The 15,179-nt window shown below is 58.0% G+C and carries 11 protein-coding genes; 2 read left to right on the forward strand and 9 right to left on the reverse strand.

Features of this window, described 5'->3' with window-relative positions:
* Positions 1-6: 6 nt before the first annotated feature.
* From ACXADZ_RS21475 to ACXADZ_RS21510, 8 genes are all read right to left on the reverse strand, one after another.
* Positions 7-2,421 (reverse strand): GcvT family protein, encoded by a 2,415-nt coding sequence (locus tag ACXADZ_RS21475; RefSeq protein WP_475199784.1) that lies wholly within the window; start codon positions 2,419-2,421, stop codon positions 7-9.
* Between the two features lie 5 nt (positions 2,422-2,426).
* Complete coding sequence (locus ACXADZ_RS21480; RefSeq protein WP_475199786.1) at positions 2,427-4,844, reverse strand: GcvT family protein; 2,418 nt, start codon at positions 4,842-4,844, stop codon at positions 2,427-2,429.
* A gap of 4 nt (positions 4,845-4,848) precedes the next feature.
* Positions 4,849-6,345 (reverse strand): trimethylamine methyltransferase family protein, encoded by a 1,497-nt coding sequence (locus ACXADZ_RS21485; protein WP_475199787.1) that lies wholly within the window; start codon positions 6,343-6,345, stop codon positions 4,849-4,851.
* A gap of 176 nt (positions 6,346-6,521) precedes the next feature.
* Positions 6,522-7,766, reverse strand: a complete 1,245-nt coding sequence (locus ACXADZ_RS21490) for a Tm-1-like ATP-binding domain-containing protein (protein WP_475199790.1) — start codon at positions 7,764-7,766, stop codon at positions 6,522-6,524.
* 25 nt (positions 7,767-7,791) lie between these two features.
* Complete coding sequence (locus ACXADZ_RS21495; RefSeq protein WP_475199791.1) at positions 7,792-9,276, reverse strand: aldehyde dehydrogenase family protein; 1,485 nt, start codon at positions 9,274-9,276, stop codon at positions 7,792-7,794.
* 6 nt (positions 9,277-9,282) lie between these two features.
* The gene (locus ACXADZ_RS21500; protein WP_475199793.1) at positions 9,283-10,803 is read right to left on the reverse strand and encodes a tripartite tricarboxylate transporter permease; all 1,521 of its coding nucleotides are present in this window, start codon (positions 10,801-10,803) and stop codon (positions 9,283-9,285) included.
* Between the two features lie 7 nt (positions 10,804-10,810).
* Positions 10,811-11,347, reverse strand: a complete 537-nt coding sequence (locus ACXADZ_RS21505; protein ID WP_171176603.1) for a tripartite tricarboxylate transporter TctB family protein — start codon at positions 11,345-11,347, stop codon at positions 10,811-10,813.
* Positions 11,348-11,409: 62 nt separating this feature from the next.
* Positions 11,410-12,339 (reverse strand): tripartite tricarboxylate transporter substrate binding protein, encoded by a 930-nt coding sequence (locus ACXADZ_RS21510; RefSeq protein ID WP_171176605.1) that lies wholly within the window; start codon positions 12,337-12,339, stop codon positions 11,410-11,412.
* 108 nt (positions 12,340-12,447) lie between these two features.
* On the opposite strand from ACXADZ_RS21510, the gene ACXADZ_RS21515 reads away from it, so the two are divergent.
* A complete protein-coding gene (locus tag ACXADZ_RS21515; protein ID WP_171648059.1) occupies positions 12,448-13,227 on the forward strand; it encodes an IclR family transcriptional regulator in 780 nt (259 codons plus the stop codon).
* A 34-nt stretch (positions 13,228-13,261) separates the two neighbouring features.
* Complete coding sequence (locus ACXADZ_RS21520) at positions 13,262-14,614, forward strand: aminotransferase class III-fold pyridoxal phosphate-dependent enzyme (RefSeq protein WP_475199795.1); 1,353 nt, start codon at positions 13,262-13,264, stop codon at positions 14,612-14,614.
* Positions 14,615-14,647: 33 nt separating this feature from the next.
* On the opposite strand, the gene hpaR is transcribed toward ACXADZ_RS21520, so the two are convergent.
* A complete protein-coding gene (gene hpaR, locus ACXADZ_RS21525; RefSeq protein ID WP_475199796.1) occupies positions 14,648-15,088 on the reverse strand; it encodes a homoprotocatechuate degradation operon regulator HpaR in 441 nt (146 codons plus the stop codon).
* Between the last annotated feature and the right edge of the window lie 91 nt (positions 15,089-15,179).

Raw genomic sequence — 15,179 nt, forward strand, 5'->3', positions numbered from 1 at the left:
ATTTGCTTAACCGCGCATCCGGGCATTATCCGGATCGTAGAGCGGGCGCAGGCTGGCTTGTGCCGTCACAGTCCGTCCCGCCACCTTCACCTGATAGCTGCGTGCCGCAAGAGCTTTCATCGTCATGCCTTCGGGCCGCGAAACATAGCCCATGCCAATGGCCCCACCGACGCTCCAGCCATAGCTGGCCGAGGTCAAACGCCCAACGATTTCCCCATCGCACAGGATGGGTTCTTTTCCAAAGATCAGGGCGTCTGGATCGTCGAGCCGCAGTGACAGCAAACGGTTTTCGGGGCCTGCCGATTTGCGGGCAACGATGGCCTCTTTACCCGTAAAGTCAGTTTTGAAGTCACATGCAAAAGTCAGGCCGCTGTCTACCGGGCTGTCATGCGGGCCGATGTCGTGGCCCCAGTGGCGGAAGCCTTTTTCGATCCGGCAGCTGTCTACTGACATGCCACCGCACAGGCGCGGCGCTTCAGGGGCGGCCATGATGGTCTCGAAAACCTGCTGCGCGAACTCGGCCGGGATGTGCAATTCCCACCCTAGCTCGCCCACATAGGTGATCCGCTGGGCGCGAACTGGCGCGTGACCAACATGCAGGGATTGCCAAGATCCAAAGGGGAAGGCGTCATTCGACAGATCCGCGTCCGTCAGCCCGGCCAGGAAGTCCCGCGCACGCGGGCCCATCAGGGCCAGCGTCGCCTCAGATGAGGTGACGTTGACAACTGAAACCGAGGTGCCTGTCAGTTGCGTTTTCAGCCAATATTCCGTTTGCGGTTCAGCTCCGGCAGACGCCATGACCAAATAGCGGGATGTGCTAAGCCGCGCAACGGTTACATCCGCTTCGATCCCGCCTTGTGGGTTGAACATGTGGGTATAGATCAAAGCACCCGGCGCAACTGCCATATTGGCCCCGCAAAGCCGTTGCATCTGTGACTCGGCATCCTGCCCGTCGACAATGAACCGCCCAAAGGTCAGGTCGATGCAGCCCAGATCGGTGCGCAGAGCCTGATGTTCTGCCTGCCAATCGTCGAACCACGGCTCGCGTCCGAACCCATCCGTCATCTCGCGCCCATAGTACAGCGGGCGTTCCCAGCCATTGGCGCTGCCGAACTGTGCGCCCGCGTCTCGTAGATGCGTATAGTAGGGCGTCCGCCGCAAACCACGTGCCTCAGTCTTGCGAAGATAAGGCCAGTGCATCGCATAGGCATGCCCAAGAGTTTCGGCGGCCTTGGTCGCGGTGTAGCTGCGCGCGTTCAAGCCCGGCACGATGCGGCGGCTGTCCACATCGGTGAGGTCCATGGTCATGTGACCGGCCATGATCCACTCGGCCAGAGCTTTGCCCGCGCCGGGGCCGTTCTGGATCCCGGTTGAGTTGAAACCTGCGGCGACCCAATAGCCTGTCACATCCGAGATTCGGCCCAGATAGTGTTTGGCGTCCGGGGTAAAACACTCAGGCCCGTTAAAGAACTTGCGAATGCCGGATTCAGCCAGCGTGGGAACACGCTCCATTGCCGCTTCAAGGATGGGATAGAGGTGTTCTTCGTCGCAGGGCAGTTCGTCGAATTCGAACGTCTCGGGCAGGCCATCCTTGGGCAGCCAAGGGGTCGCGTTAGGTTCGGAACAGCCGATCAGCAGTTTGCCCGCATCCTCTTTGTAATAGGCGTATTCATCCATCACCCGCAGGACAGGCAGGTCTCCGGTCACACCCTCAATCGGGTCGGTGACCACGTAATAGTGGTTGGTGTAATGCAGCGGGATCTGCACCCCATGAGTCAGGCCAAACTCGCGTGCCCACATGCCGGTGGCGTTGACCACATGCTCGGCGCGGACCAGACCTTCGGCGGTTTCAACACCGACAGCGCGCCCGCCTTCGATCACAACGCGGGTGACCTTGGTATCTTCAAAAACCTGCGCGCCGTTCATCCGCGCGCCCTTGGCCAGAGCCATCGTCGTGTCGATGGGGTTGGTATAGCCGTCGCCGGGAAACCAGAACGCGCCCTTTGCACCGTCGACGGACAGCAGAGGCCAGCGCTCCTGTGCCTCTCTTAGGCTGATCTCTTCTGCGCGCAACCCGCATCCATGGGCATAGTCGACCTTGCGCCGCAGCTCCTCCATACGCGCCTTGGTCAGAGCCACAGTCATCGAGCCGTTGCGCTTGAACCCGGTATTCTGCCCGGTCTCGTCCTCGAGGTTTTCCATCAGGTCGAGGCCGTACTTTGCCAACGCCGACATGACCGGCACGCCTTGTGTTTCGCTGACCAAGCCAGCGGCATGCCATGTCGTTCCGCTGGTCAGTTTCTTGCGCTCGAACAGGGCGACCGACCAGCCTGCCTTGGCGAGGTGATAAGCGGTCGCGCAGCCGACAATGCCGCCGCCGATGATAGCGACCTGAACGTCCGTCGGAAGAGATTTCGCCATGGGTCTTATCCCCGCAACCGGTCGTTTTCGGGATCGTAGAAGGGCACGCTCGACACGGTTGCGTTGACCGGAACACCCAGCACTTCGATCTGGTACACATCACCAGGCTTCGCGGCCTCTGTCAGATAGCCCAGAGCGATCCGCTGGCCGATGCGAAAGCCGGTGCCGCCCGAGCTGACATAGCCCACCGGCTTTCCATCCCGGCAGATGGGGTCGGAAGACAGCGCGTCAGCGCCGTGGCCGTCGAGTACGAAGGCGGTGAAGTGATAGTCCTTCGGCTGCTCAGCCTGCGCCAGAAACGCGTCGCGCCCGACAAAGCTGCTTTTCTTCTTGCTGACAAAGCGATCCAGACCGGCGTCAAAGGCAGTATATTCGATGCCGAAATCAGCGCCCCAGCCGTGATAGCCTTTCTCAAGCCGCATGGCGTTCAGCCCGTAAGAGCCGAACTCGACAATACCGTGAACTGCGCCTTGCTCCATGATAGCGGTGTAGACGCGGACCAGATCCGCGCTGCGCATGTGCAGTTCCCAGCCCAATTCACCTACGTAAGACACCCGCAGCGCGATGACCGGTGCACCTGCAATGGTGATCTCGCGCACCGACATCCAAGGGGCGTTTTCTTTGGACAGATCATCCTCGGTCAACGGTTGCAGCACTTCGCGCGATTTTGGTCCCATGACCATCAGAGCAGCGTCAAAATCAGAACCTCGGGTCAGGGTCACGCCCTCGTCCGGCAGGAATTTCGACATCCAGTCGTGATCGCGCTGATCGGCCAGAGTCGGGCCGCAGAGCAGGTATTTGTTCTCATCCAGCCGTGCAATCGTGGCCTCGGTCCAAATCTTGCCCTTGGGGGTCAGCATATAGGACAGCTTGACCCGGCCCACGGCGGGCATTGCGCCACAGAAGACATGATTGAGGAATTCGGTGGCCTTTGGTCCTTCAACCTCATACCGGGTGAAGCCGCCGTGATCCATCACACCAACCCGGTCGCGCACGCCTTCGCACTCAGCTTTGACCGCATCGTGCCAGACCTCGTGATGGAAGCTGAGCTGGCCGTCATCCTTGACTTGATCCGTTTCAAACCAGAAGGCGCGTTCCCATCCGGCAACCTGTCCGAACACGGCACCTTTAGCTTTGAGCGTATCGTAAAGCGGAGTGGTCTGCACTGGTCGGCCCGATTTCCACAAGCGATGCGGGTAGGGGATCGCGTATTGGTGCTCATACAACTCACTTGATCGTTTGACAGTATAGTCGAACGTCGCCCACTCCTCGCCAAAGCGGCGCGGGTCCCAGAAGGACATGTCCCATTCGGTTTCGCCTTCGGTGATCCACTCGGTCAGGGTTTTCGCTGCTGCTGCTGAGTGGGTGATACCCACCGGGAAACAGCAGGCATGGTAGAAGTTCGGCAGACCAAACGCCGGACCGCAAAGCGGCGCGCCATCGGGGCTGTAGGGGATCGGACCATTCACGAAGCGGCTGACCCCGGCCTCACCCAGCAGCGGAACATGTTCCAATGCGGCTTCGAGGATTTCGGCGATGTCGTCGACGCTGTCGGGATAAAGCTGATTGGCAAAGCAATCGGGCATCCCGTCCAGCCATGCGGGCCGGCCTTCGTGACCGTATGAGCCCAGCAGCAGCCCGTTCCGCTCACGCCGTAGGTAGTACATGATGTCTGGGTCGCGGACGAGCGGGAAGTTTTCCGGATTGGCTTCAAGTTCCGGCAGGCTTTCGGTGACCAGATACTGATGTTCCAGCGTGACAACGGGCAGTTTCTGGCCGACCATCTCACCGACCTGACGACCGTAATAGCCCCCGGCGTTGATCACGATGTCACAGACAACATTGCCCTTGTCGGTCTGAACCTCCCACTCGCCGGACACGCGGCGACTAATGCCGGTGACTGTGGTGAACCGCGCGATCGCCGCGCCCTGATCCCGCGCGCCTTTGGCCAGTGCCTGAGTCAGTTGGCTTGGGTCCACGTCACCTTCATACGGGTCGAAAATCCCGCCGATGATGCTGTCACCCGAGCTGAAATAGGGATGCATGTCGTCCATTTCGGACGGGGTGAGCATCGCCATGTCATAGCCCAAGCCTTTCGAGATGCCGACAAGATGACGGAACAGGTCCATGCGTTCGGGCGTGTGGGCGGGCCAGAACGCACCGGTGTGGCGGTAGGTGATCGGATAGTCGACCTCTTCCGCCAGTTCCTTATACAGTTGCAAGGCGTAGTTGCCCGCGCGCATGCCGCCCCAGCTGTTGGCATAGGTGGGGATGTTACCTGCTGCGTGCCAGGTCGATCCGCTGGTCAATTCGTTCTTTTCGATCAGCAGTGTGTCGGTCACCCCGGCTTTGGCAAGATGATAAAGGGTCGAGACACCAACCGCGCCGCCCCCGATGATCACAACTTTGGTTTGGCTTTTCATGTGTTTAATCTTTCAGATGGATGGGCAGGCGAGCGCGCAGGGCGGCCTCGATATCGGCCGGCAGGTGGGAAGGCGCAGGCTGCGCTTCGATCTCGGCAACGCGGGCTATGGCTTTGTCCCAGACGGTTTGCGCACCGCTTTCAAGCCAATCATTGACGCTCTGGCGGTCGCCCAGAGACGGATAGACGTATTCCTTGGTCATCAGATCCAGGGTCTGAGCGGTGCCGAGGAAGTGCCCTTCGCCGGTCACGACCTGTTCGATCATGTCCAGATCAATCGAGCCTTCGAACATTTCAACGCCGCGCACTGAACGCAGGATGGCACCGCACATGTCGTTGTCGATCACCAGAGCTTCTTTGCTGGCTGCCATGATCGAGCCCAGCATACCCACGGACAAGTTTATCATGTCAGCGCCGCCCTGTGCGGCCAGCGCAGTTGTATAACCCTTTTCATAGCCCGACTGCGCGTCCGCCGTCTTGGCATCGGTCATGCCCGCTGAAACGGTTGAAGGCAGGCCGAGGTTCAAAAGCAGTTGCGCAGCGGCAGCATTGGCCACAGCAGCCTCACCTGAACCGCCGGTCATAGCGCCAGTTCGCAGGTCGGAAATGAACGGCAGGAACGCCAGAATACATGGAAAGCCAGGCTGCATCATGTTGACCAGAACCAGACCGGCCAGAGACTCGGCCAAACCCTGTGCCAATGCGCCAGCCAGCGCGGCCGGACTTGTTGCACCCGCCTGCGCCGCTGAGCAGATCTGCAACGGCATCCCCAATCGGACGCATTCACGCATCACCCCGCAGGCCTCTTCGGCCAGCGTCAGCGGTGGCACCACGTGACAAACGGATGCGAAACAGAAGGGCTGCGCCTTGAACGCGCCGTCGCCGCCTAAGGCCGCATCGAACATTTCAACCACGGGGGTCACGTTGGCAGGCTCGAAAAAGCTTGTGCCAATGGGTTTCGAGGTTGCCTTCATCGCGGCAAAAGCCGTGTTGATATCCAGCGTCAGCGGGTCTTCCAGATCCCGCGCCACAACGGGACGCAGGGAATAGTGAATGCTGTCGCAGGCATCCACGATGCGCATCAGGCTGTACAAGTCTTGTAACGTGCTGTCGCGGAACGTATTTGTGGCGGCGTCAAGCACTTGCACCGCTGCGCCACCGGTACCGATATGGACACGACCGCCGCCAACCTCGATCCCGCGGTCCCGAATGAAACCGGGCAGTTCTACGCGCTTACACGCTCTTGCGATTATGTCCTCGACCAAGGTACGTGAAAAGGTGATGCGGCCATCAGCCCGTTCTGTCGCCCCATTCTCTAACGCCAGTGTGCGAATGTCTTCAGGTGCCCCGGACACACCAATTTTTTCCAAAATGTCGAAGGCGGTATCGGTGATATGCGCCAGTTTGCTGTTATCCAGCGGCATAAATCGACCGCCAAGGGGCGGTAAAGTCATCTGTGGCGTCGCGGAACCAGAAGCCCGTCTTGATCGTGTTCGCCGCATGAGCGCGTCCTTGATGAGGTGTTTTCCCGCGCATCTTAGGAAGGGTGTAGTTTTAGCTCAATTCCATTATTAGCTGATTTTTGTGAATGCAATTCATTCAAAGATGTGGCGCAGCCTATGAATTCACGCGCCGAAGATTTCATGTTTCAATGAGGGCGATACTGCCCCGTGAAAAGTCAAATATGTGGCGTTGACGTAATCACACCACGTTCGACCCAATCGTCGAAAAGCGTTAAAACGGCGTCGCAGAACGCGGTATCGTTGATATGGGCGTCCAGTTCGGTCATTGGCACCTGATCAGGCATCACTCGGCGGGCTTCGTCGATCATTTCGGCTAGTGCTTGTGGGTCATGCGCCTCTTCACCTTCCTTGTCCCAGGCTTCGATGCCTTGCAGTGGCAGAAAGAAATGCGTTGGTCCTTTTGCTGCAACCAATCGATTGGCAAGTTCCCGAATCCAGGCGCGCCGTTCGGCTCCGTTGAAGACCGAACTTTTGATCAGCCGGTTGTGTTCGTGGAAAGGCCGGTCGGCATAGTGTTCGGGGATGTCCTGCCAGCCTGCAAAATCCAGCAAATCCAGCGCGCCGGGGGCGACCATCTGTGGGATACCCATGCGCCCGGCATTTGTAACCCGGTCCTCGCCGCTTGAAACGACCGAGCCCGCCATGAGGTTTCCAAATTCCTGCATGCAGAAATCCATAACACAGGCGAACGCGCCTTCGCTGGCCAGTTTTTCGTAGGCCATGCCACCCATACCTGTGGAATGAAACACGGCCACTTCAAACCCGCGCTCTTCCAGTGCTGGTTTGAGGGTTTTCATGTACCGAAGGCAGGATGATCCCAGGCTGGTCATGCCAACCAGTGGCTTGCTACGGTCCGGTGAAATGGCGGCCTTTGTCGCGCCGACCACGGCCCCAGCCGCCTGACTGAGCGAGGACTGACAGATTGAATTCATGCCATAGAGCCCGCCAGCCCAAAGGATCATCTGAATATCGGGGGCCAGCCGGTGTGGCGGGATAAGCGGTGAAAAGCTGACGGTTGAGACAATGTATTTCGGCACGCCCATCGGCAGCGCCTGCGCACAATCCAGCGCAAGGTCGGTGCCCATTGTGCCGCCGGTGGCCAGCATCCCGTCAAACCGTCCGTCGGCATAGGCCCGTGCAACCACTTTGGCGGCCCCGGCAGACATGATGCGGAAGGCTTTATTTTCGTCTCCTTGGGCGATGACCTCATCAATTGTCATGCCACCAGCTGCGGCCACGTCATGCTTTGAGATGTCAGTTGGTGCAGAGGGATCGCCCAAAACAGACACATCCGTCGTCAATACATTAGCACCCTGCGCTTGAATTGCGTCTTCGATAAAACGCATTTCGGCTTCTTTGGTGTCGTAGGTGCCGATCAACAGGATTGTTTTATTGGTCATTTGTGCCTCTCTTGCTTCTCGGCGGTCAGAGTTTGATCCAAGCGGTTTTCAGATCGAAGTACTTTTCCATTGCATGCAACGACTTGTCATGCCCATTGCCCGACTGACGAACACCACCAAGGGGAACAGTCAGGTCTGCGCCTCCATAGGTGTTCACGTGGACAACCCCGGCACGGATGCCTGCGACCATGCGATGCGCGCGGCCCAAGTTCGAGGTCCAGACCCCGCCCGCCAACCCGTAAACGGTCGCATTGGCCAAACGGATCGCGTCTTCTTCGTCCGTGAAGGGCGTGACGGCCAGAACAGGGCCAAAGACTTCGTTTTGGAACAGCGTGTCGGTCTCTTTCACCCCGGCCATGACCGTCGGGGCCATGTAATAACCACCAGTCTCGGTCAGAATACGGGCTCCACCTATGCGGCGCTCAGCGCCTTCCGCTTCGGCTGTGCTCACGAAATCCAGATTGGCCTCCAGTTCGGACAGGCTGTGAACCGCGCCGATCTGGCTATTCAGGTCCAACGGATCGCCAACGCGAAAGGCTGAGGCGTGGCGGGTGATTTCGGAGACGAAGTCCTCGTAAATCTCCTGTTGGACCAACAGGCGCGATCCGGCGACGCAGACCTGGCCCGAATTGCGGAAAACACCAGCGGCTGAAATCTTGGCCGCTTCGGTAAGGTCCGGGGCATCGGCAAAGACGATGTTCGGCGATTTGCCCCCCAGTTCCAGATAACAGCGCTTTAGGTTGGACCGCGCGGAATATTCCAAAAGCCGCCGCCCTGTTGCGCCGGACCCGGTGAAGACAAGGATGTCGACATCCATCGACAGCGCCAACGCTTCGCCGACGACTGGTCCGCGCCCTGTCACCACGTTGAACACGCCGTCGGGCACCCCGGCCTCAGCTGCCAGTTCGGCGATTTTCAACAGGCTGAGCGAAGCGCTTTCTGCTGGTTTCAAGACCACGGAGTTGCCTGCCGCCAACGCCGGGGCGATTTTCCAACTGCCGATCATCAGAGGGAAGTTCCATGGCACAATCGCGCCGACTACGCCGACGGGTGTGTGATGTATCAGACCCAGAACGTCGTCACCCGTGGGGGCGATCTGGCCGTACAGCTTGTCGATGGCTTCGGCATAATACCGGAACGTTGCCGCGGCTGAGAGTGCCTCGGCCTTATAGGCCATATTGATCTCGGTCCCGTTGTCGCGAACGCCCAGAACAGCGATCTCCAGCGCTTGGGATTCGATTAGATCAGCAAGCTTCAGCAGCACTTTCTTACGGCCCGCAGGGGCCAGTCGTGACCACCGCCCATCTTCAAACGATACCCGCGCCGCACGTACGGCGGCGTCGACATCTGCGGCACTGCCTTCGGCGATCACCGCCAGCGGCTGACCGTTGATTGGGGAATGCACTTGATGCTGAGCACCGGTTTCACCATCCTGAAAGCGGCCGTTTATGAAGTGTCCGCGCGGAGCGATTGCCTGAGTGCGCAGCGCGTCAATCGAGGACTGATCCATGAGGCTTTATCCTTGCTGTGTCGTGTCTTCGTCGAGAACCGGTTGCGGTTTGACGCGGTCCTTGTGTTCCTGGATCAGAGAGCGGATGTGCAACAGTATGATCCCCAGGATCATCACAAAAAGGACTGCCGCGATGGGCCGGTCGATGAAATCAAGCGGTGATTTCACACGGGCCATGGCGCTGCGCAGTTTGACCTCCATGATGCCACCCAAAACCATACCCAAAATGATGGGCACGATCGGCAGGTTCAGGCGTTTCAGGATCAGGCCAAAAACGCCGAACCCGGCCGCAATCGCGCAATCGGTGATCGAGTTTCGCAGGCTGTACACGCCCACAAAAGAAAGGGTCAGGATCATGATGCCCAGAAATCGGGTAGGGATCTGAATGAGTTTCAACAACAGATTGGTCGAAAACAGCAAAAAGATCAGAACGACCACGTTCAGAAGGATCAACGCCATATAGAGCGCCATGACAAAATCCATTTGTTCCGCAAACAGTTGCGGGCCGGGGATCACGTTGTGGACGTAGAAAACCGACAACATCATCGCGGTCAGAGCCTCACCCGGAATGCCCAGCGCCAAAAGCGGGATCATTGCAGCCCCCGGAACAGCGTTGTTGGCGGCCTCAGACGCCACCAGACCTTCGGGTGATCCTTTGCCAAACGCATTGGGATCTTTCGAGCTTTTCTGAGCGTAGGTGTAAGACAGGAACTGAGACGTGAATTCGCCGGTGCCCGGCACCATACCCATGAGAACGCCCAGTGATGACGACACGGTGGCAATGCGCTTCAGGCCCAGAAGCTCCTTCAGGCCGGTAAATATATTGCCGCGAACATGTGCTTCGCCAGGAGCGTGTTCCTTATCGACCAGCAAAAGCAACGCCTGACTGATGGCAAACAGGCCCAATACAACAACGATCAGATCGACGCCCGACGACAGCCAGGTTTGTTCAAAGGTGAAACGCCGCGTGTATTTGACAGGCTCCAGCCCCACCGTGTTCAGAAAAATCCCAAAAAACGCCAGCATGGCGGCGGAAAATGTCTGTCCGCGATGGGCCAGGATCACGAGTAAAATACCCATGAAAGCGGCCAGAAAAATCTCGCGACTGCCGAAATGCGGGGCGACCCATGCCAGAACGGGCGAAAGAACGATCAGGCAAAGGATCGAGAAAATACCCCCAAAGAACGATGCTGAATAGGCCAGCGACAAAGCCCGATGGCCTTCGCCGCGTTTGGTCATGGGATATCCATCATAGGTGGTCAGCGCGTTCACGGCCGTGCCTGGGGTGTTGATCAGAATGGCCGGGATCGCGCCGCCATACATGGATGACCCATAGATGCCCAACAGCAGGGTCAGACCTACGATGGGTTCGAAAGCAAATGTAGCAGGCAGCAGGATCGCGATGGCCACGGCGGCGCCTACGCCGGGCAAGGCGCCAATGATAACGCCCCCGACAGAGCCGATGATCAGCGCCACCATGACCTGCCACTGGGCCAGAATTGCAAATCCGGAAATCAGATTGTCCATTGCGGCCTCATAGATAGGTCAGCGCAAAGGCGCGCAGCCCGTCGGGCAGGTATTCATAAACGCGACCCGCGGGGATGTTCACCTGCAGCAGCGCCCGAAAGACGATTGCGACCACCGCGCCGAAGATGAGTGCAATGCAAAAGGCCCCGGGCAAGCGAAACCCTAGGCGGACCGTCAAAAGGGCGGCGAACAGCATGGTGGAGGGCAGGTACCCAAGCCATGGAACAGCAACAACGTAAATCAGAAAATAGACAACGTATTCGAGCGATTTCAGCCAAAACGTGATCTCTCGCAAACGGCCTGGAATACGTGGTGACAGGAATGAGCTCAGCAAATGCAGACCGCTGAACACAACCATGCCCCAGATCGCGATAGTTGGCCACAAAGCAGGCTGCGCAAACCACTTTGTCCGTTTGACGACCTGAGTTTCGCTTCCAAGCTGGCTGAGAAGGAACAGCGAGAACACGAAGAACATCGTGGCAAACACGATGTCACCGGGGCGTCGATAGCGCCGGAACATGTCTTGCAAGGTCTTTGCAATCATCGTGGCCTCCTGTTGGATGGAAAGAGGCCCGGCAGTGTAAAACGTGCCGGGCCCGTTCCGGTTTATTCGCCCAGGATCTCTTCGATCTTGGCGAACGAGGCTTTGTCCTGCTCGATCTGAGCGTTGGAGGCATCCGGATCCTGCCAATAAATCAGAGCGCCGGTTTCCTCGGCCAATTGTTTGGCCTTGTCAGAGCTCAGCGCCTTTTGAGCCGCCGCCGAAATTTTTTCGCGGGCGTCTGCTGGGGTGTCCTTGTGGACAAACAATCCGTTCCACAGGGCCAAAGGCAGATCCGGGTTTAGTTCCACGACTGTTGGTGTATCGGGCACCAGCGAAATCCGCTCGCCGCCGATGCTGGCAAGGACGTTCACCTGATCCAGACAGGGCAGGATAAGCTGAAGGGTGGTGTTGATCACGTCGACGTCGCCCGATGCCAAAGTGTTGCAGTCCAGCGCATCAAATGCGGCTTCGCTGGCAAAGTCGAACCCGCTGCTGACGGCTGCGGCAAAGGTCACCTGGGTCGGTGGCAAAACGGAACCGAAATGGCCAAGTGCGACGTCGTTTTCCTTACCGTGTTCCGCCAGCTCTTCCCAGCTTGAGAAAGGCGCATCCTTGCTGGCCGCGATCACGAAGGGATAGGTCAGGAAGATCCCGATGGGATCAAACGGGTTGGGGTTGAGCTCGGGGATGCCGATTTCGGGACCAATGACTGGCACGCCGATGACAAAAGACCCGATGGTGTAGCCGTCCGCAGGGGCGGTTGCCACCTCGACGGCACCCGGGAACGGACCACCGCCACCGCCGGGTTTGTTTACGACAGCGGCTGGAACGCCGTACATGGCTTGAAATTCATCGGCGATCATCCGCGTCAGAACATCTTCCAGATCGCCCGGAGGCCACGGCACCACAAAGCTGACCGGCTTTTCGGGGTACTCGGCCAGTGCAGCGGTAGCTGATGCCACTAAAGCCGCAGCTGTAAGAAATTTCTTCATTGACTCCTCCCATACGTGGTTCATTATTTGATCCGCGTTAACAATAATAATGTTGCTTTGTTAAGTTAGTTCTGTCAAGTATTCCCTGAGTAAGAGGAAGCGAAACACATGGGCACAGCCCTTAACGCCTTAAAAATGCTGGATTACTTTTCAAGCGCGCGACCGGAAATCGGGCTGAGTCACTTTGCGCGACTGTCCGGATTGAACAAGGCAACCGCGCTGCGCCACCTGCGTGCGCTTGAGGAATACGGTCTGATCGAACAGAATCCTATGACCAAGTCTTATGCTATCGGACCGGCGGCCTTGCGCCTGGCAGCGCTGCGTGAAATCGCGCGGCCAGGCATCGAAAGTGCGCGCCAGAAAATGCAAATGGCGATGCAAAGCGTTGGCGAAAGCCTGCATTTGTCGCTATTGGAAAAGACTGGGCTGCAAACCGCATTGGTGGTTGAAACAACGCGGCACAGCGTGCGCGTCAGCCTTGACCCCAGTGAGATCCTGCCGATCAATGCAACGGCCTCGGGTCTTTGTATGCTCAGTTTTGGCCCACCCAGTCTGATGGAAGATTTGGATCACAAAGAGCAGGCGCGCTTCACGGACGCCACGCTCATTGATCCTGAAATCATCAAAGAACGGGTTGCGCGGATCAGCGCCTCAGGCTGGGCCAACAGCAACGGCAGCTACGAAGAAGGCGTCTTTGGGTACGCCGCGCCGATTTTTGGTATTGATCAAGTCGCTCTGGGGACCATTGCAATTGCTGTGCCAGAAGGCCGCGCCACCGACGACCGCCTGCCATCCATTCTGTCTGCATTGCACACTCTTTCGACGGACCTGACCGCCGATTTTGGCGGTCAGTTACCCGACACTTTTCCCACTGAATTCCACCCTTGACCGAGGGTGAACGATACTTCCGGAGGCCCGCACCATGAAAGACTCGAACTTTCTGAAGGAAAACAACGCCCGTTATTTCTGGCACCCGATGGCACATCCTGCCGACAGTCAAAAGAACCCGCCGACCATTTTGAATGGCGGTGAAGGTGTCAGCATTATCGATGTTGATGGTCACAAAGCGCTGGATGCCGTGGGGGGGCTGTGGAACGTCAATCTGGGCTATTCCTGCGAACCGGTGAAACAGGCCATTGCCGATCAGCTGAACGCGTTGCCTTACTACTCGACCTTTCGCGGAACCAGCAATGACAAAGCCATTGAACTGTCTTATGAGCTGGCGCAGTTTTTTGCACCAGATGGTTTGACCCGCGCGTTCTTTACGTCGGGCGGATCGGACTCTGTCGAAATTGCACTGAAGCTTGCACGGCAATATCACAAGGTGAGGGGCGATGCCGGTCGCACCAAGTTCATCAGCCTCAAGCAGGGCTATCACGGCACCCATTTCGCGGCGGCATCCGTCAACGGCAATCAAAAGTTTCGCGCGGTCTATGAGCCGATGATGCCGGGTTGTTTCCACGTGCCCGCACCCTGGACCTATCGCAATCCGTTTGATGAGACGGACCCCGAGCGTCTGGCGCAACTTTGCGTCAAGGCGTTGGAAGCCGAGATTGCGTTTCAGGGGGCAAACACGGTTGCGGCGTTTATCATGGAGCCGGTTCTGGGGGCAGGGGGTGTGATCCCTCCGCACAAAAGCTTTATGCCCATGGTGCGCGAGGTGTGTTCCAAACACGGTATTCTTTTGATCTCTGACGAGATCATTACCGCATTTGGCCGCACCGGCAGCGAAAGTGGCGCACGGCATTGGGGTGTTCAGCCCGACATCATGACAACAGCAAAGGCGATCACCAACGGGTACTTTCCGTTTGGCGCGGCAATGATTTCGGGCTCTGTCGCTGAAGTCTTCGAAAAGGACACCACGGGTCTTGCATCGGTCGATCAGGGCTACACTTACTCTGGTCATCCGGTTGGAGCAGCAGCGGCGCTGGCTGCCTTGTCCGAAATCAACAGGCTGCGGGTTTGGGAAAATGCAGCGGCGCGCGGGGATGAATTATTTGCCGGGTTGCAGAAGCTGGCCGAAAAGCATGACGTGATCGGCGACGTGCGCGGTGGCGAGGGCTTGATGTGCGCGCTCGAACTCGTTTCTGATCGGGCGACCAAAGTCCCAATTGCCAAACACCTGCCGTTGCAGATTCAGAAAGCGGCTTACGAAGATGGCGTAATGGTGCGCGTTTCCGGCAACAACATCATTCTGTCGCCCCCGCTGATTATCACGTCAGATGATGTGACTAGAATCCTGTCAGCGTTGGATACGGGTCTGTCGACCCTTTGAGAGTTCAACCGGCCTCGTCTGCTCAAGGCGAGGTCAAACTTTAACGGCCTGTAGTTCTTCCAGAAGATCCAGCAATTGGTCCAGCTTTTCACGACCCATCTGAGCCTCGATATTGCTGGAGATCGCAAGTGACGTGGCCAGGTTTTCCTTAAGGATGGACCGGCCTGCATCCGTGATCGTGACCATGGTGCGGCGCTTGTCGTTACTGTCCTGGCGGCGAGTGATCTGGCCATCAGCCTCCATCGTGCGCAAGATGCGGGTCACACTTGGAAGCAGCAGACAAGCCTCGTGCGCAATGGTGCTTTGTTCCACTTCGCCCAGTTCATCCAGCACGCGTAGGATCCGCCACTTCTGCTCAGTTATCTGGATGCCTTGCAGCATGTCCCGGATCGGGGCCATGACGGTTTCACGGGCACGCAGCAGCGCGATAGGAAGGGACCGGGCGGTGCTCTTGGTGTGGCTTTGAGTGGTCATGCGGCCTTCTAGAGCGGTGGTTCGGAAATTGCAAAGATTAACAAAGCAATCTCTTGACGTGGGACACATTAAATACTAAACATGTTAAGTA

The organism is Ruegeria sp. ABM4_193 (assembly GCF_056158705.1).